This window comes from Streptomyces griseorubiginosus (assembly GCF_001514195.1).
Classification (GTDB): domain Bacteria; phylum Actinomycetota; class Actinomycetes; order Streptomycetales; family Streptomycetaceae; genus Streptomyces; species Streptomyces griseorubiginosus.
The window spans coordinates 773,945-791,933 of record NZ_KQ948735.1; the positions used below are offsets into that span (position 1 = coordinate 773,945).

The window sequence follows — 17,989 nt, forward strand, 5'->3', positions numbered from 1 at the left end:
TCGTCGGTGCTCCCGCTAGCGGCCGATGCCGACTTCGGACCACATCTGCGTCAACTGGTTCTCGCTGTACTGGTACTGGCCGGAGATGTCCGTGAGCAGCGAGGCGTGCGAGGTCAGCAGCCGCTCCATGTTGTGCACGGCCGCGTCCCAGGCGGCCTGCTTCTGCCGGTACATGTCGGCGTCGTTGCCGTACCAGGACTTGACGAGCTCGTTGAGCTCCGCCTCCAGGGAGGCCAGGGTGTTCGCGATCGCCTTGGTCTGCTGGACCATGTCGTCGGCCGCGTTGTTCATGTGGTTGTAGTCGACGTAGATGTAGCCGTCGGTCATCTCGGACACGGAAACCTCGCTGGGTGCGGTGGACGGAGGGGACTTCAGCCGATGAGCTGGTCGAACGCCGACTGGGAGGCGTTGTAGGCCTGGTTGATGGCGTCGTTGGAGGAGCCCTGGGTCTTGCCGTGCTCGACGAGGCTCGTGTTGAGCTTGTCGACCATGTCCTCCAGGTTGCGCAGGATGGTGTTGCACTGCTCGTCCCACTGCGCGAGCAGCGCGCCGAACTGGCCGCCGTCGCTGCCCTGGTAGCCCGAGGACAGGGTGGCGCGGGTGTTGTCGACGTCCTGGCGGGACTTGAGGATGCCGCTGAAGGCCGCCTCGAGTGCCTGGATGCCGTTGCGGGTCGCCTGTTCGTTTGACTGCTGGCCACCGGCCATGGGGACCTCCTGTTCGGAGTGCGCGTAGGGGGCAGGGCCTCCGCCCCTAGGGGGGTGTGGGCGGAGGCCCCTCAACCCGTACTACGGAGGGGGTGGGGCGCCGGGTTCTCGTGAGGGCGCGTCAGTTTCGCTGCGCCGAGGGGGAGTCGGAGCACACCGGGCCCGTGGTGCGTGGCCGGCCCGCTCCGGTCGCCGCCGCGGGATCCAGGTCCGGGCCCGTCGGCAGCATCGACAGCAAGGGCGCCGGCAGCGAGCGCACGGCGGAGTCCGGCTGGCCCAGCGCCTCCAGGGCCGCCTTCGACGGCACCCGGTACTTCACGCCGTTGTCGGCCACCAGATAGGTGGTGTCTCCCACCGCGCTCCCGTCCGCGCCCAGCGCCCGCACCAGGGCGCCGTGACCCGGCCGTACGACCACGCCGTCCACCCGCAGACAGGCGGGCGCCACCTGGTCGGTGGGGGCCGCCGTGACCGGGCCCAGGTCGGTGACCGGGACCAGCACCGAGGAGACCCGGGTGCCGTCGGTGCCGGGCTCCACCCGGGCGCAGGCCGCCTGCCGCTCGGGTACCGCCAGGGCCCTGGGCGGGGCGGCGGGCAGGCCGTCGGCGCCGGGGGAGCGGCCCTCGGAGCCCGGCGCGAGATGCTGCTTGAGGGTGTCGGCGCCCAGGTCGGCGGCGGTCGGCGAGGAGCCGCCGTACGCCTTCTCGCGGGTCGCGGGATCGCCCAGGACGAGGGCTGCCTCGGTGTCGGTGAGCGGGGCCAGGCCCTCCTTCCGCAGCAGGTAGTACGGGCGCTCGGCGGAGCCCGGCACGCTCACCCGGAAAACCTGGCCGACTCGGCTCGCCGAGCCGCCGAGGGCGGGGCCCGCGGAGCCGAGGCCCGGCACCTTCGGCGCGGCCAGGCCGGGGCCCTCCACCAGGGCGTCGAGGAAGGCCGCCGAGACCGGGCGCGGGGTGACGGTGCCGTAGCCGAGGGAGACCGCCGCGCCGGACTTCGCGTCGAGCCGCAGCCTGCTGCCCTGCCACACCAGGTACACCGCCTCGTCCGGCCCAGCGACCACCACACCGTCCCCGGGGCCGATCCCGTCGGACGCGGTGGGGCCGCCCGCGATCAGCGCGGTGACCGCCGAGCCGTCCTCGTCGAGCGCCGAACACACCTGCCAGGCACCGGAGTCGAGGCGGTCGGGCAGGGAGTCCGGGGCGCCCGGGATACCGACCGGCGCGCCGACCGGGGTGTCGCCGAGGGAGGCCGTGGAGACGTCCTCCGTCTTCAGGTCCTTGCCGCCGATCAGCCGCGCCGAGGCGTAGTTGCGCACCGGCCGCAGCCGGCCGTCGTAGTAGAGGTAGCGGGCGCCGGTCTCCCGGTTGACGACGAGCGTGCCCGAGGCCCGCCAGGAGTCGTTGCCGCCGGGCGAGACGAGCCCGTAGACCACCGCCCCGGCCGCCACCAGCACCGCCACCACGATCCCGGTCACCGCGCCCCGGGTGGTGCGCCCGAGCGGGCTCTCCGGGGCGTCCGGGTCGGCGAGCAGCATCCCGGAGGACAGCCGGTTCATGACGAAGGCGTGCGCCTGTACCTGGTCGCGCTTGGACTGCATGGTTCAAGTCCCCCCGCTCAGCCGCTGATCGCCCGCAGCGCGCCGAACACGCCGAGCGTCCACAGGGTCAACGGCAGGACGGCGACGGCGAGTCCGGAGTGCAGCAGCTCGGCCGCCCGCCCCCAGTACGGCAGCATGCGGCGGCCCGGCACCGTCCAGGACGCGATCGCCAGGACGGCGGTCAGCGCGAGCAACCCGGCCACCAGCAGCGGTCGTCGGTCGGCGCCGACCGCCCCGGCGGCGGTGACGACGAGCAGGCCCGCGCCGAGCGTGCCCGGCAGCACCAGGGCCATGCGCTGCGGGACGTTCACCATGCCCCGCCCGTGCAGCAGCAGGAGCAGCGACAGCACCCCCGTGGTGAGGGCCTCGGGCAGGTTCGGGCGCAGCGACAGCGCCGCGAGGCAGCCCGCGCAGACCGCGCCGGTCGCGCCGTACAGGGCGGTCATCCAGCCGCTCGCCAGCTCCGTGCGGGTCGCCACGTCCCGGCCCCGGTAGGGCTCGATGCCCTCCTGGAGTTGCTGGGCGCTGCCCGGCAGGGCGGGCATCCGCATCCCGGCGAGCCGGAACGCCAGCGCGGGCACGAACCCGCCGACCAGCACCACCAGGGCGGCGAGCGCGGCCGCCGTACCGTCGACGGACAGCCCGAACACGCCGATCGCGGCCCCGGCGAGCGCCGCGCACACCCACACCAGCGCGGTGCCGAGGAACAGAGGCGCGGCCACCGCCGCCACCGCGAGGGCCAGGACCGCGCCGCCCGCGCCCGCGGCGCCCGCCGCCAGCAGCCGTGACCCGAACACCTCCTGGCCCTGCGGCCCGCCCAGGTCACCGCCCGGCACGAGGAACCCGGCCAGCGCCAGGAACGGGCCCGCCATGAAGCCGAGTGCCGCCCCGGCGGCCCGGTCACCCACCGCCCGGGCGGCCGACGCGGCGCCCGCGAGGAGCAGCAGCCCGGTCGCGCCGGCCGCCGTGGCCCGCATCGCCGGTGAACCGCCCGGCCAGGCCAGCACCCCGAGGCCGAGGGCGAGCGCGGCCACCGCGAGGGACAGCAGCAGCCTGCGGCCCGCCTCCGGGGTCCAGCCGTGCAGCCGGTCCCGGGTGACGTTGGCGATGCCGTCCACCAGGTCGTCCAGGCGCACCTCCGGCAACGCAGCGTCGTGCGGCCGCAGATGGAGCACCTCGCCGTCCTTCAGGTCGAGGGACTTCAGGGTGCCCTCCTCGTCCAGGGGGCGCTCACCGAGGCGTTGCAGGACCCAGCCGCCGTGGTCGAGGCCGCTCTCCTCGACCTCGGTGCCCTCGCCCGCGTACCGCAGCAGGGTCGGCAGCAGGTCGGCGACCGGCACGTCCGCCGGCACGGCGAGGTCGATCGTCCGGGCCGGGCCCCGGACGGTGAGGTGGCACAGCTCGGCCACCTGGTGGTCGGTCATCGAATTCTCCTGGCACAGATCCTGCGGGGCTCCCCATCCGTAATACGGAGTGAGACCCCTTGCGCGTTCTCCCGACCACCGCTGCTTGCTTGAGGAGCCCCTCCGTTGAGCGTCGTCCTGTTCCGCCGACCCGCCCGCCGCCGCGGTCCCGAGATGCCCGAAGGAGAGCTGACCCTCCAGGAGCCGCCCACGCTCCCGGAGACCGTGCCGGACACCTCCGCCGTGTGGACCTATCTGCCGATGGCGATGATGTCGGTGTCGATGATGCTGGTGTTCATCCGGCCCGGCGGCACCAGCAGCGTCTTCAGCTACCTCGCGCTCGGCATGATGGTGCTGGCCTCCGGCGCCATGATGGTCGGCCAGGTGATGCGCAAGAGCGGCGAGCGCAAGCAGCGGCTGCACGGCGAACGCCGGGACTACCTGCGGTACTTGACCCAGACCCGCGCCAAGGTCCAGCGGGCCGTCATCGAGCAGCAGCAGGCCCTCGCGTGGCGGCACCCGGCCCCGGTCGCGCTGCGCTCCCTGGTGCGCACCACCCGCCTGTGGGAACGGCGGCCCAAGGACGACGACTTCGGCGAGGTCCGCATCGCGGTCGGCGAGCAGCAGCTGTCGATGCGGCTCAGCCCCCTGTCCACCAAGCCGGTCGACGACCTGGAGCCGCTGTCCGCGCATGCCCTGCGTCGCTTCGTACGCGCCTACAGCACGGTCCCCGACCAGCCCATCGGCCTGTATCTCCGGTCCTGGTCCCGGGTGTTGCTGCGCGGCGACGAAGAGGCCGTACGGTCCCTGGTGCGGGCCGCGCTGTGCCAGCTCGCGGTGTTCCACGCGCCCGAGGACCTGTGGATCGCGCTGTGCGTCTCCGACGAGCGCCGCGCGCAGTGGGAGTGGGCCAAGTGGCTGCCGCACACCCTGCACCCGCAGGAGCGGGACGGCGCCGGACCCGCCCGGATGGTGGCGTCGACCTTCACCGACCTGGAGGACCTGCTGGGCGCGGAGTTCACCGAGCGGGCCGCCTTCGACCCCGACGAACTCCCGGGCCGCGACGAGCCGTTCACCGTGATCGTGGTGGACGGCGTGACGGTCCCGGCCGGACACCGGCTCGACGGGCCCGGGGCCCGCAACACCGTCGTCCTCGACCTGTCCGGGGCGCTGAGCTGGCGCCCGGGGCGGACCACGCTCCGCCTCGACGTACGGCCCGGCTCGGTGAGGCTGGTGCGCACCGACCGCAGCCGCAAGGAGCAGTCCACCCCACTCGGCCGGCCGGACGCGCTCGGGCTGGCCGGGGCCGAGGCGCTGGCCCGGCTGCTGGCGCCCTACCGGATGAGTCTGAGCGCGGACGCGGCCGAACCCCTCGCCAGCGACGTCCAGTTGACCACCCTGCTCGGCATCCCCGACCTGTACCGGCACGACCCGGCGACCCTGTGGCGGCGCGCCACCGGGGCCGCCCGGCTGCGGGTGCCGGTCGCCGTGGGCGCCGACGGACGGCCCGTCGAACTGGACATCAAGGAGTCCGCACAGGGCGGCATGGGCCCGCACGGCATGCTCATCGGCGCCACCGGCTCCGGCAAGAGCGAGCTGCTGCGGACCCTGGTACTGGGCCTTGCCCTGACCAACTCCTCCGAGACCCTGAACTTCGTCCTCGTCGACTTCAAGGGCGGCGCCACCTTCCTCGGCCTCGACGGACTGCCGCACACCTCGGCCGTCATCACCAACCTCGCCGACGAGGTCGCCCTCGTCGAGCGCATGCAGGACGCCCTGCACGGCGAACTGATCCGCCGCCAGGAGCTGTTGCGCGCCGCCGGGAACTACAGCTCCGCCCTGGAGTACGAGAAGGCACGCGCGGCCGGAACCCCCCTCGAACCGCTTCCCAGCCTGTTCGTCGTCGTCGACGAGTTCAGCGAACTGCTCGCCGCACACCGGGAGTTCATGGACCTGTTCGTGATGATCGGACGGCTCGGGCGCTCGCTCGGGGTGCATCTGCTGCTGGCCTCGCAGCGCCTCGACGAGGGGCGCATGCACGCTCTGGAGAGCCACCTGTCGTACCGCATCGGCCTGCGGACCTTCTCCGCCATGGAGAGCCGTGGCGTGCTCGGGGTGCCGGACGCCTACCAGCTGCCCTCGCAGCCCGGCGCCGGGTTCCTCAAGAGCGGGGTGGAGGCGCTGACCCGGTTCCGGGCGGCCTATGTGTCCGGGACCTACCGGCAGCGCCGCGGCGGGGTCGCCCAGGCCAGGGTGGCCAGCCAGATCGTGCCGTGGACGGCGGGCTGGGTGGTGCCGCGGGCCGTCGCACCGGCCGCGCCCGTCGTCACCCCGGACGAGGAGTCCTCGGACACGCTCCTCTCCGTCGCCCTGGACCGGCTGCGGGACTCCGGGCCACCGGCCCACGAGGTGTGGCTGCCGCCGCTGGGAGCGCCGTCGACACTGGACGAACTCCTGCCGGGCATCGCGGAGGACCCCGAGCGCGGACTGACCGCCACCGGCTGGCCGGGCGCCGGACGCCTGCGGGTGCCCGTCGGGCTCGTCGACAAGCCGTTCGAGCAGCGGCGGGACCCGCTGGTGGTGGACCTGTCCGCGGCCGGTGGCCATGTGGCGGTCGCGGGCGGCTCGCAGAGCGGCAAGTCGACGGTGGTCCGCACCCTCATCACCGCGCTCGCCCTCACCCACACCCCGCGCGAAGTCCAGTTCTACTGCCTGGACTTCGGCGGCGGCTCACTGGCCGCGCTCGCCGGACTGCCGCACGTCGCGGGAGTCGCCAGCAGGCTCGACAGCGAACGGATCAGCAGGACCGTGGCCGAGGTGAACACCCTGCTCGCCGACCGCGAACGGTTCTTCCTCGACCACGGCATCGACTCCATGGCCGCCTACCGACGGCGGCGCGCGGAGGGCGAGTTCGCCGACCAGCCGCACGGGGACGTGTTCCTCGTCGTCGACGGCTGGTCCACGGTCCGCCAGGACCACGACACCCACGTGGCCACCTTCAACCAGATCGCCGCGCGCGGCCTCAACTTCGGGGTGCACCTCGTCGTCACCACCGCCCGCTGGGTGGAGCTGTCCGCCCAGATCCGCGACCAGGCCGCCACCCGGCTCGAACTGCGGCTCGGCGACACGATGGACTCCGTCGTGGACATCCGCAAGGCGGCCTCCGTGCCGCGCACCGGCGGGCGGGGCCTGACCTCGGACGGCAAGCTGCACTTCCTCGCCGCGCTGCCGAGGATCGACGGCGACCCGGACACGGACACCCTCGCGGAGGGGGTCGCCGACCTGGTGGAACGGATCGCGGGCGCATGGTCGGGCCCGGGAGCGCCGCCGGTACGAATGCTCCCGCACCGCCTGCCGCTGTCCTCCCTGCCCGCCCCGGAGCTCGCCGAGGGCCTGCGCATCCCGCTGGGCCTCGACGAGGAGAAGCTCGCACCGGTCTGGCACGACTTCTCGCGCACCCCGCACCTCGTCGCCGTCGGCGACACCGAGAGCGGCAAGACCAACCTGCTGCGGCTGGTCGCGCAGGCGGTCACCTCCCGGTACACGGCCGCTGAGGCCCGGGTACTGGTCGTGGACTACCGGCGCGAACTGGTGGACGCGGTGCCACCGGAGTACCAGCTCGGGCACGCGGTGTCCGTGGACTCCCTGAAGGAGCTGGTGGCGGGGTCGGCACGGGCGCTGAAGACCCGGGCGCCGGGGCCCGACATCACCCCGGCACGGATGCGGCTCGCCGACTGGTGGAAGGGCCCGCGGCTGTTCGTCCTGATCGACGACTACGACATGATCGGCGGCAGCAACGCCTTCGACCACCCCTTCGCCCCGCTCTTCGACCACCTCGCGCTGGGCCACGAGGTCGGCCTGCACGTGGTGGCGGTCCGCTCGGCCACGGGCGCGGGGCGCGGCCTCAACGACCAGCTCCTGCGCCGGCTGGACGAGGTCAACACGCCAGGCCTGCTGCTGTCGTGCCCCCCGTCGGAGGGCTACGTCTTCGGCAACACCAAGCCACGGAACCTCCCGGCGGGCCGAGCACTGAGCATCGTCCGCCGGAAGGCGACACTGATCCAGACGGGGTTGGCGGGGCCGGAGGCCTGACCCGGGGGACGTCGTGGGCCGGCCGGCGGTGAGGGCTTTTGGCTTTCAGGGGCGCGGGGAACTGCGCGACCAGCCCCCACCGGCCGGCAGCCGACGACCTACCCGGCCCCCGAGTCCGTTGTCGTCATCCCGCGCCTCCGAAGCCGGAAGACCGCCCCCACCCACGCGACCCCCAAGCCCACCGCAACTCCCGCCGACGCGACGGCCAGCGCACGGTGGCCCGCGATCGTCGCCGACGCGTCGGTGTCGAGGCGGACGGCACCTTCCGCCGCAGCGCCCGTCGAAGGCGCCGTTCCCTCACCCCGTACGGCCGTCACCGCCGCATACGGATCCAGCCGGGGCACGTCGGACGGATACGCCGTCCCCGTGAGCCGCGCAGCCGTCTGCGTGGCCGTCAGGTCGGGATGCGCGGACCGCACCAGCGCCGCGGTACCGGCGACGTACGCCGCCGCGAGCGACGCACCGGAACCGATGTAGTGCCCCTTGCCGGAGGGGCCGACACCCACGACACCGTCACCTGGAGCCGCGAGGTCGGCTCGCAGGGGACTGGGCGCGTTCGCGGGCCGGGAGCCCTTCGCGTCGACGTCCAGGACGGAGAGGACCCCGGAATCCGAGGCGGGCCAGTAGTCCCGGGGCGGCGGAGGCGACGCGCCGGCCGGCCCGGTCGGATCGGGAGCCGCCGCCGCGATCACCAGCGCGTCCCGCTTCGCGGCGTACGCCACCGCGCCCGTCAGATCCGCGGACCCCTGCGCCAGCGCGGGGGAGACGACGATGACCTCGGCGCCCGCCTGCGCCGCCGAGCGGATCCCGGCGGCCAGCGAGGCGGCCGTGGCCCCGCCCCGGGCGTCCGTGCCGCGCACGGCGAGGACACGGGCCCCGCTCGCGACCCCCGCGAAGCGCACCTGCCCGGAGGGCGCGGCCGCGATCAGGCCCGCCACGAAGGTCCCGTGTCCCACACAGTCCCCGTCCGCCGCGCCCACCGACGTCACGCGGCCCGCCAGCGCGGGTGCCTGCGCCGCGACCCCGGTGTCCACGACCGCGACCGTCACCCCGGCACCGCCCGCGCTGCCACCCGCCGTCCGCCACACCCGCGCGAGCCCCAACGACCGCTGCTCCCACGGCACGGCCTTCGCCACCGCGGACGACCCCGCCGTACAGGAGGCTCCAGCAGCCAGCGCGGAGGGGATCACCGGGAGGTTCACCCCGCCGTCGGCGAGAGGGGCCGCCGCGGCCGGTCCACCCAGAGCCGTCAACGCCAGGACCAACACGCCTATGGGACGCCTCACTTGACCACCCCGCCCGGCACGTCCGTCGGCAGCAGCAGCCGCAGATCGTCGAAGCCGGGCGCGGCCATCGCGCTGATACGGCCCGCCTGGCGGGTCATCATCGTCTCCAGGACCTGCCGGGCCAGGCGCGCGTTGCCGAAGGAGCGGTCACGGGGCAGGGCGTCGAAGTGGGTGCGCAGGGCCGTGCCCGTGCCCGGTCCGCACGCGTAGCCGTTCGTCTCCGCGTGCTGCCGGACGATGGTGACCAGCTCGTCGGTGGAGTAGTCGGTGAACTCCACGCGGCGCGAGAAGCGGGACGACAGGCCCGGGTTGGAGGCCAGAAAGCCGGCCATCTCCTCCGTGTAGCCCGCGACGATGACGACGACTTCGTCCCGGTGGTCCTCCATCAGCTTCAGCAGGGTGTCCACCGCCTCCCTGCCGAAGTCCGAGGACCCGGACGGGCCCGGAGGGGTGAGGGTGTAGGCCTCGTCGACGAACAGCACACCACCCAGGGCCCGTTCGAAGACCTCACGGGTCAGCTGGGCGGTGTGGCCCACATAGCGACCCACCAGGTCGGCGCGGGCCACCTCGACCAGCTGGCCGCGGGGCAACACGCCGAGGGAGGCGAGGAGTTCGCCGTAGAGGCGGGCGACCGTGGTCTTGCCGGTGCCGGGCGGGCCCGTGAAGACCAGGTGGTGGCTGATGCGGGGGGCCGGGAGACCGGCGGCCTCGCGGCGGCGGGCGGTGGCCAGGAGGTTGACCAGGTCCGTGACGTCCCGCTTGACGCCGGCCAGGCCGGTCATCTCGCCGAGCCGGGTCAGCGGGTCACCGCCCGCGGGGCCCGCGTCGCTCACGGCGGCCGCCGCGTCCTCACCCACGTCCTGCGGGACGAAGAGCGCCAAGTCCCGCTGGCCGATCTCGACTTGGGAGGCGAGCCGGGTCGCCTGGCGGTCCACCATCTCCTCGAAGAGCTGACGGGCCGCGCGGCCGTTGCCGAAGGTCGCGTCGCGCGGCATCCGCTCGAAGCGGACCGCCAGGGCCTTGCGGGTGTCGTCCGCCAGCTCGTACTGGTGACGGGCGCACATCGACTCCATGATGGCGACCAGCTCGGGGACCGAGTAGTTCGAGAACTCGACGGTCCGCGAGAAGCGGGACGCGAGACCCGGGTTGGAGGCCAGGAAGCCGGTCATCTCCTCGCTGTAGCCGGCCACCACCACGACCATGTCCTCGCGGTGGTCCTCCATCAGCTTCAGCAGGGTGTCCACGGCCTCCCGGCCGAAGTCGGCCCCGCTGCTGCGGCTGTCGGAGACCAGCGTGTACGCCTCGTCGATGAACAGGACACCGCCCAGCGCCCTGTTGAAGGTCTCCGTGGTCTTGATGGCCGTGCCGCCGACGATCTGCGCCACGAGGTCCGCGCGCGAGACCTCGACCAGGTGGCCGGAGCGCAGCACGCCCAACTCGGTGAGGATCGCGCCGTAGAGGCGGGCGACGGTGGTCTTGCCGGTGCCGGGCGGGCCCGCGAAGACCAGGTGGCGGCTCATGGGCGGCACCGGCATCCCCATGCTCGCCCGGCGCTGCGCGAGCCGGGTGAGGTTGACCAGCGTCCGGACCTGCTGCTTGACGTCCTCCAGGCCGATGAGCGCCTCCAACTCGCCCAGCGCACCGCTCCCTTGCTGCCCCTCCGCGCCGGGGGAGGAGGCCGTGGCGCCCGCCGGGTCCGTGCCCTCCGCGTCTCCCAGACCCCAGGCGTCCCGGCGGCCGTTGTCCGCGCTGGTCAGCCCCTCCACGGCGAGCCGGTCACCCGGGCGCACCTGCACCAGACCGCCACCGGTGTTCTCCCGGGCTGTGCAGTTGACCAGGGAGACCGGCGCGTCGGTGTCGACGCGGAAGCCGTCGCCCTCGCTGCGCAGCGCCTCGCAGGAGGTGAACGCGCCGCGTCCGCCGTCCTCCACGACCACACCGTGGCCGCCCGCACCGGTCACCCGCAGTCTGCTGGCGGTGAGTTCGCCGCCCTTCTCCACCAGGACCCCGGGGTGCGCGCTGCCGCGGTCGCCGCGGATCTCGCAGTCCCGGAGGGTGACGCTGCCGTCCGGCCCGACCGACAGACCGGGTCCGCCCGCCACCTCGACGCTGCCGCCGCCGACGTACAGGTTGCCGTCGTCCTCCACCCGGACGCCCGCCCCGCCGGGACGTTCGACCACGCAGTCCTCCAGACGGCCGCGCCCGTCGGCCGAGACCTCCACGCCGTGGCCGCCGGGGGCCGTGACGAGTGCCCGCCGCAGCAGCGGGTTCGCCCCGGTCCGCACGGAGATGCCGACGCCGCCGGCGTCCACCACCTCCAGCCGGTCCAGTTCGGCCACCGACTCCTCCTCCAGGAGCACACCGGCCGCCGAACTCCCCTGCACGGAAAGGCCGATGAGCACCGGCGAAGACGACCCGCCGACCCGCAGCGCCGGTGCCCGCGCCGCCTCCAGACGGCAGTCCTCGATCGTGCCGCGCGACCGCTCCAGCACGGCCATGCCGTGGCCCTCGGTCCGGGTCGTACGGCAGCGCCGCAGCCACGGATCGGTGCCGCCGGACAGCACGATCCCGGGGCCGGTGGTGCCGGTGACCGTCACGTCCTCCAGGGTGGTGCGCGCCGCGCTGCTCAGGTGGACGCCGGTGCTGGTGTCGTGCACGGCGGTGCGCACGACCCGGGTGGTGCAGTGGTCCTCCAGGGCGATCGCGGGCTTGTCGGTGGAGGAGATGTCGCAGTCCTCGACCGAGCCGCGCGCCTCGCCGTTCGCGAGGACGCCGTTGCCGCGCGCGTCCCGGACCGTGCAGCCGCGCAGGGTGACCCGGCCGCGTTCGCCGATCACCGCGCCCGAGGTGCCCAGGTGCTCCACCGTGCACGACTCGACCGAACTGTCCACGGGGGAGGTGACGACCAGGCCCGCGCCCTGCGGGTTGGTGACCCGGCAGTCGCGCATGGCCAGCGAGCCGGTGCCCCGGGCGAGCAGCGCGGTCCAGCCCGCGCCGGTCACGTCGCAGCCCTCCAGGGCGAGTTGGCCGCGCGCCACGTCGACCACCGGCAACTCCTCGTCCCGGCCGGTCAGGACGAGATCGGTGAGCATCACCGCGTCCGCCTTCAGCACCACCGCGCTGCCGCGCCGGGGCGCGATCTCCACGCTGCCGCGGGCCTGTTCGGCCACGATCGTCACCCGGGTGCCGATCACCAGGCCCTCCTGGTAACGGCCCGGGCGGACACTGATCACGGCTCCGCCGCGCGCCCGCTCCAGTGCCTCGCCGATGGTCCGGAAGGAGTCCGCGGGGGAGTCCGGGGCGGGTTCCTGGCAGACGGTCAGTAGCTGGCGTGGCACGCCGGAGCCTCCAGTGAGATGTGAGTGGCGTAGGGGGAGCCGGTCAGCGCAGCGCGGCCGGGCCGGCCGCGCCGAGCGAGGTGAGGGCGTGCCGCAGGGCCCGCAGGGCGTGGCTGCTGCGGGACTTGACCGTGCCCTGGGGGAGGTTCAGTTCGGCCGCGGTCTCCTCGATGCTGCGGTCGAGGCAGTAGCGGTGCACCAGCACCTCCCGGTGCGGGCGGTCGAGTTCGGCCAGCGCCCGGGTCAACACCTGTGACGTCAGGGTGCGTTCGCTGCTGTCGGAGACGACTTCGCGGTCCAGGGCGGTGGGGATGAGGTCCGCGGGACGGGCCCGGCGGGTGCGGTGGGCGTCGATGGCCAGCCGCCGTACGACGGTGAAGAGCCACGGTCGGGTCAGCCCCGGTGTCGAGGTGAGCCGGTCGGCGTGGCGCCAGGCCCTCAGCACGGCCTCCTGGACGATGTCCTCGGCCCCGTGCACGTCCCCCAGGGTCAGTCCCTGGGCGAACTGGAGCAGGGCGGTGCCGTGCGTCTGGTAGATCACACGCGCGAAGGCCTGGCCCCCGTCCGGGCATTCTCTGTTCTCCTGCTGCTCGTTCGCGATCACGCACCGATCGTCGGGGCCGCCGATCGGCTGCCGATCGATTCCCGATTGCCGTTCGATGGTCGTCCGAGGCCTGTGCGCGCCGCCGGCCCCATCTCTCACTACGGAGCAGAGCCGCGTGGGGTTCTCACCCCGGAAGGGAATCCGGCCCGCCGTGTCAACGGGTAACGGTACGGTAACGGCCGTGGTGGAGGCAGAACCTACGGCCCCGGGGCCCCGTAGTGCGGGTGAGTGTCCCGTCCGCCGGCACGAGGAGGTGCACCGATGCGGCGACCCTCACCCGCTCGGCGCCGCCCGGTCCCCGTCCGGCGTCAGAGCGGCCAGCTTCTCGCGCATCGCGCCCGCGTCCGGATGCCCGAGCCGCTCCAGGATCCGCACCCCCTCCGCCAGCAGGGCGCGGGCCCGGTCCGGCTGCCCCAGGGCCAGCCGGGAGTCGGCAAGCGAGGCCAGCGTGTGCGCCTCCGCCCAGGGGACCCCGCCCACCTGCCGGAAACGCGCCAGCGCCTCATCGAACGCCGCGACGGCCTCGTCGTGGGCACCGAGATGGTGCCGGGCGTGCCCGATGCTGTTGAGGACGTGCCCGAGCGTGTAGTCGTCGTCGCGGGCGCGGGCCAGCTCCAGCGCGGTGGCGCAGAACTCCAGCGCCTCGCGGTGCCGGCCCAGCAACGAGTGGTACCAGCCCAGCCCGTTGAGGATCCAGGACCGCAACCTGCCGTCGCCGTCGGGGCCGAGCAGTTCCAGGGCCTGCCGGTGGTGGTCGAGGGCGCCCTCCAGATCGCCCTGCACCTCCAGGACCACGCTCAGCTGGCGATGGCTCTCGGTCAGCGCCGGGACGTCGCCCACCTTCGCGAACAGCTCGATGGCCCGCTCGATGTGCGCCCGCGCGTCACCGGTGCGCTTCGCGTACGACTCGGCCTGGGCCAGGCCCCGGTGGATGTGCGCGAGGGCGGTCGGATCGCCGAGCCGGTCGGCGGACTGAAGCGCGGTGCGCAGGGTGACGCCCAGCTCGTGCCACAGCCCCTGCCGGCCGAAGTGGTGCTCCACGCACCAGGCCAGCTGCCAGGCGTGGACGTCGAAGCCGTGCGCCGACGCCTCCTTCAACACCGTGACCAGGACGGCCCGTTCGGTACCGAACCAGGCCATGGCCCGCTGCGGGGTGGTGTGCGATTCGCTGTGCACCCCCGGGGACGGTTCGGCCAGGACGATCCGGTCCCGGGTGAGGTCCATGAGCCGGGCGGCGGCGTAGGCGCTGTGCAGATAGTGGTCGGCCATGCGACGGCGGGCGGCCGTGATCTCGTCGGGGCCGTCCGTCCCGGCGGAGAGCTCGGCGGCGTAGGCGCGCAGCAGGTCGTGCCAGGCGTAGCGGCCGGGCGCCGGCTCGTCCACGAGATGGGCGTGCACCAGTTCGGCCAGCAGACTCCGCGTGGCGGCCGCGCCGAGACCGGCCAGACTCGCGGCGGCGGGCAGCGAGACGTCAGGGCCCGGGTGCAGCACCAGCAGCCGGAAGAGCCGGGACGCGGCGGGCGAGAGCGCGTGGTACGACCAGGACAGCACGGCCCGTACGTCGGCCGCCTGGTCGGCGTCCGTGAACGCGTCGAGACTGCCGTGCCCCTCGGCGAGTTCGTCCGCGAGCGCGGCGAGCGGGAAGGCGGTGCGGTCGGCCGCGCGGGCCGCCGCGACCGCCAGGGCCAGCGGCAGCCGCGCGCACAGCTCGACGATCTCGCGCACCGCCTCCGGTTCGGCGGCCACCCGTTCGGCGCCCAGGCGGCGCAGCAGCAGGTCGCGGCCCTCGCGCGCGGTCAGCACGTCCAGGCGCAGCGGGCGGGCGCCGTCCACGGCCACCAGTCCGCCCAGCCGGTTCCGGCTGGTCACGATGACCAGGCAGCCCGGCGCGCCGGGCAGCAGCGGCCGTATCTGACCGGCGTCCCGGGCGTTGTCCAGCAGGATCAGCACCCGGCGCCCGGTCAGCACGGTCCGCAGCCGCGCCGCCAACGCGTCCTGATCCTCGGGGAGTTCACGCGGCGGGACCGCCAACGCCTCCAGCAGGGTGCGCAGCGCCTGGGCGGGCGGGACGGGGGCGCCCACGGGGTCGAAGCCGCGCAGGTTGAGGTAGAGCTGCCCGTCCGGGAAGCGGGGGGCGATCCGACGGGCCCAGTGGATGGCGAACGCGGTCTTGCCGACCCCCGCGGTCCCGCCGATCACGACGGTGGCGGAGGGCGCGTCACCCTCCGGGACGAGGGCGGAGGCCTGTGCCAGCTGGGCCTCCCGTCCGACGAAACCGGGGAGATCGGAGGGGAGTTGGGTGGGGACGGGGCGGGCCGGTCGGTGCGGGGACGGCGGTTGCGGGGTCGCGGACGGCGCGGGCGTCACGGCGTCCGGGGTCACCGCGTCCGGAGTCACGGCGTTCGGAGTCACGGCGTCCGGGGTCACCGCGTCCGGTGTCGCACTGTGCCTGTCCACAGTCGCCGGACCTACGCCGCCCCGGACGGCGAGCAAGTCGCCGTCCCCGCGCAGGATCCGCTCGTAGAGGTGTTGCAGCGCGGGCGCCGGGTCGACGCCCAGCTCCTCCGCGAGCAGCGTCCGGGCCTCGGCGTACGTCTCCAGCGCGGCGGACTGCCGGCCGGACCGGTAGAGCGCCAGCATCAGCATCTCGCGGAACCGCTCGTCCAGCGGATGCCCGGCGACCAGCCCGGCCAACTCGGTCACGACCTGGGCATGTTCGCCCAGTTCGAGCCGTATCCCCAGCAGGCACTCCAGGGCGGACAGCCGGAGCGCCTCCAGCTGTTCGCGCCGGACCTGCGCGAACTCCCCGCGCACCTCGGACAGCGCGGGACCCCGCCACAGCGCGAGTGCGTCCCGCAGGTGTACGGCGGCCCCGTGCAAGTCCCCTGCGCGCCTGGCCGGTTCGGCCCGTGCGGTCAGCTCCCGGAAGCCGGCGAGATCGAGGTCGCCGGGGAGGGCGCGTACGACGTAGGCGTCGCCCACGGACCGGATCAGCGCCGCGTCCTCGCCGAGGGCCCGGCGCAACCGATGCACGTACGTCCGCACCGACCCCACCGCGGAGGCCGGCGGAGCGGCCCCCCACAAGGCGTCGACCAACCGGTCCACCGGAACCCGGCCACCCTCGGCCAGCAGCAGCACGGCCAGCACCGCCCGCTGCCGCGGCGGCCCGAGGTCCACCTCGACCGCGCCACGCCACGCGCTGACCGGCCCCAGCACCGCGAACCGAACCTGCTCCCGCACCTCAGAACTCTCCCCGCCGACACAGACCCCCCGGCACGGACTCTTCACATCCCACTTGGAAGGGACTTGGAGCCGGCTTGGACACGGTGCGCTGCTGCGGGCCACCTCCCGAGTTACGGCATCCGGGCGCCCCATGCCGTCCCACCCGCCCCGCAGCGACGGCAGGGCACCTCTGCCCGACCCCGTCGAGCGCGCCCGGTTGCGCCGAGCGTGGCAACTCACCCACGACCAGGTCACCGCGGCGACGGTGCGTTCCTGGGATAGCCACGCGGCGTCGACCCCTGGGGCGGCATGGATGTCACGCACAGTTTCGCGAGTCGGGCGGCGAGCGGATGCTCGGCGAGACGGCCGACCGGCAGGCGGCCATGACCGGACCTACGGAGGCGCCGTGCTCCCGGCCGTTCGCCTGCTGGCCGGAGAAATCATCGACCGGGACCCATCCGCGCGGGCGGCGGCAACGGATTACCGGTGAGGGATACAGGAGCGGTGTCCTGGGCCGTCGTCCGTTCTGCTGGGACGCACTGTCGGACGACGGCCACCTCCCGCCACGACAGCCGACCGGCCGCGTGAGCACCGGTCGCCGTGCGAAGACGCCGTGTTCACTCCACGATCGCCATCCCGTGATCCGTCGAGTTCAACCGCCGCCCACCGTCCCCCGTGCACGTCACGATGTCCTCGATGCGTACCCCGAAGCGCCCCGGCAGGTACACCCCCGGCTCGATCGAGAAGCACATGCCGGGGACCAGCGGGGTGTCCTCGCCCTCGATCATGTACGGCGGCTCGTGCGTGGTGACGCCGATGCCGTGGCCGGTGCGGTGCACGAAGTACTCGCCGTAGCCGGCGTCCTCGATCACCCGGCGGGCCCGGCGGTCGATCTCCTGGCAGGGGACCCCGGGGGCGACCGCCTCGAAGGCCGCCTGCTGGGCCGTACGGACGAGGTCGTGCACCGCGCGTTCCTCCGCGCTGGGTTCGCCCACGTGGATCGTGCGGGTGGTGTCGGAGCCGTAGCCGTCCTTGAGGCCGCCGAAGTCGAGGACGACCGTGTCGCCACGCTCGATCACGCGGTCACCCGCCTCGTGGTGCGGGTTGGCGCCGTTCGGGCCGGAGCCGACGACCGTGAAGTCGACCTGGCTGTGGCCGTGCCGGCGGAGGAGTCCGGCCAGGTCAGCGGCGACCTCCTTCTCACGACGGCCCGCGAAACGGACCGACAGGATCTCCTCGTACGCCGCGTCCGCCGCCGCTCCCGCCGCCGCGAGCCGGGCCACCTCGTGCTCGTCCTTCACCGCGCGCAGCATCGGCAGGACGACGGTCAGCGGACGGTAGGTGGTCAGGGGGAGCGCCTCCTGGAGGCCGAGCAGGTGCAGGGCCCAGGTCACGTCGGAGACGCCGTAGCGGCCGTTGGGCAGGAGGAGTCCGGTGGCGGCCGCGTACGGGTCCTGGCCGTCGCGCCAGTCGGAGATCCGCAGCGCGCCCGCGCCCGGGGCGGCCTCCGCATCGGCGCGTTCCAGGGACGGGACCAGCAGGCGGGGCTCGGAGCGGGGTGTGAGGACGAGGAGGGTGAGGCGCTCCGTGATCGCGGTGGGCCGGTAGCCGCACAGCCACACCAGGTCGGGACCCGGCGTCACCAGCAGCCCGGCCAGGCCCGCCTCGGCCGCGTCCCTGGCCGCCCGGGTCATACGGGCCGCGTAGTCACCTTCGGTGAAGGGGGCGGGGGTGTCGTTCATG

At 74.1% G+C, this 17,989-nt stretch carries 10 protein-coding genes; 1 reads left to right on the forward strand and 9 read right to left on the reverse strand.

Translation table 11 applies throughout. The annotated features are described in order from the left end of the window. Positions 1 to 15 precede the first annotated feature (15 nt). From AQJ54_RS09875 to eccD, 4 genes are all read right to left on the reverse strand, one after another. Entirely contained in the window at positions 16 to 327 is a 312-nt protein-coding gene (locus tag AQJ54_RS09875; protein WP_062025318.1) for a WXG100 family type VII secretion target, read from the reverse strand. A 44-nt stretch (positions 328 to 371) separates the two neighbouring features. Continuing rightward, positions 372 to 707 (reverse strand): hypothetical protein, encoded by a 336-nt coding sequence (locus tag AQJ54_RS09880; protein WP_062025073.1) that lies wholly within the window; start codon positions 705 to 707, stop codon positions 372 to 374. Between the two features lie 121 nt (positions 708 to 828). Beyond that, a complete protein-coding gene (gene eccB / locus AQJ54_RS09885; protein WP_062236080.1) occupies positions 829 to 2,301 on the reverse strand; it encodes a type VII secretion protein EccB in 1,473 nt (490 codons plus the stop codon). A gap of 17 nt (positions 2,302 to 2,318) precedes the next feature. After that, entirely contained in the window at positions 2,319 to 3,725 is a 1,407-nt protein-coding gene (gene eccD / locus AQJ54_RS09890; RefSeq protein WP_062236082.1) for a type VII secretion integral membrane protein EccD, read from the reverse strand. A gap of 153 nt (positions 3,726 to 3,878) precedes the next feature. On the opposite strand from eccD, the gene eccCa reads away from it, so the two are divergent. Beyond that, positions 3,879 to 7,796 carry a type VII secretion protein EccCa gene (gene eccCa, locus AQJ54_RS09895; protein WP_062237089.1) on the forward strand — a complete coding sequence of 1,306 codons (3,918 nt, stop codon included), beginning with the start codon at positions 3,879 to 3,881 and terminating at the stop codon, positions 7,794 to 7,796. A gap of 98 nt (positions 7,797 to 7,894) precedes the next feature. On the opposite strand, the gene AQJ54_RS09900 is transcribed toward eccCa, so the two are convergent. The 5 genes from AQJ54_RS09900 to AQJ54_RS09920 all read right to left on the reverse strand — a co-directional run bounded on the left by AQJ54_RS09900 (position 7,895) and on the right by AQJ54_RS09920 (position 17,988). Then, positions 7,895 to 9,082: a S8 family serine peptidase gene (locus tag AQJ54_RS09900; RefSeq protein WP_062236084.1), complete on the reverse strand. Its 1,188-nt coding sequence runs from the start codon at positions 9,080 to 9,082 to the stop codon at positions 7,895 to 7,897. Then, a complete protein-coding gene (locus AQJ54_RS09905; protein WP_062236085.1) occupies positions 9,079 to 12,420 on the reverse strand; it encodes a right-handed parallel beta-helix repeat-containing protein in 3,342 nt (1,113 codons plus the stop codon). Before AQJ54_RS09905 ends, AQJ54_RS09900 begins: the two co-directional genes overlap by 4 nt. Before the next feature lie 43 nt (positions 12,421 to 12,463). Beyond that, the gene (locus AQJ54_RS09910; RefSeq protein WP_062025063.1) at positions 12,464 to 13,024 is read right to left on the reverse strand and encodes a sigma-70 family RNA polymerase sigma factor; all 561 of its coding nucleotides are present in this window, start codon (positions 13,022 to 13,024) and stop codon (positions 12,464 to 12,466) included. A 273-nt stretch (positions 13,025 to 13,297) separates the two neighbouring features. Next, positions 13,298 to 16,264, reverse strand: coding sequence for an AfsR/SARP family transcriptional regulator (locus AQJ54_RS09915; RefSeq protein ID WP_062236087.1), 2,967 nt, complete (start codon positions 16,262 to 16,264; stop codon positions 13,298 to 13,300). Positions 16,265 to 16,863: 599 nt separating this feature from the next. Then, entirely contained in the window at positions 16,864 to 17,988 is a 1,125-nt protein-coding gene (locus tag AQJ54_RS09920) for an aminopeptidase P family protein (protein WP_062236088.1), read from the reverse strand. Position 17,989 lies beyond the last annotated feature (1 nt).

Coding starts and splice junctions, on each gene's coding strand:
- AQJ54_RS09875 (WP_062025318.1), bottom strand. CDS start 327: ATGACCGACGGCTACATCTACGTCGACTACAACCACATGAACAACGCG.
- AQJ54_RS09880 (WP_062025073.1), bottom strand. CDS start 707: ATGGCCGGTGGCCAGCAGTCAAACGAACAGGCGACCCGCAACGGCATC.
- eccB (WP_062236080.1), bottom strand. CDS start 2,301: ATGCAGTCCAAGCGCGACCAGGTACAGGCGCACGCCTTCGTCATGAAC.
- eccD (WP_062236082.1), bottom strand. CDS start 3,725: ATGACCGACCACCAGGTGGCCGAGCTGTGCCACCTCACCGTCCGGGGC.
- eccCa (WP_062237089.1), top strand. CDS start 3,879: ATGCCCGAAGGAGAGCTGACCCTCCAGGAGCCGCCCACGCTCCCGGAG.
- AQJ54_RS09920 (WP_062236088.1), bottom strand. CDS start 17,988: ATGAACGACACCCCCGCCCCCTTCACCGAAGGTGACTACGCGGCCCGT.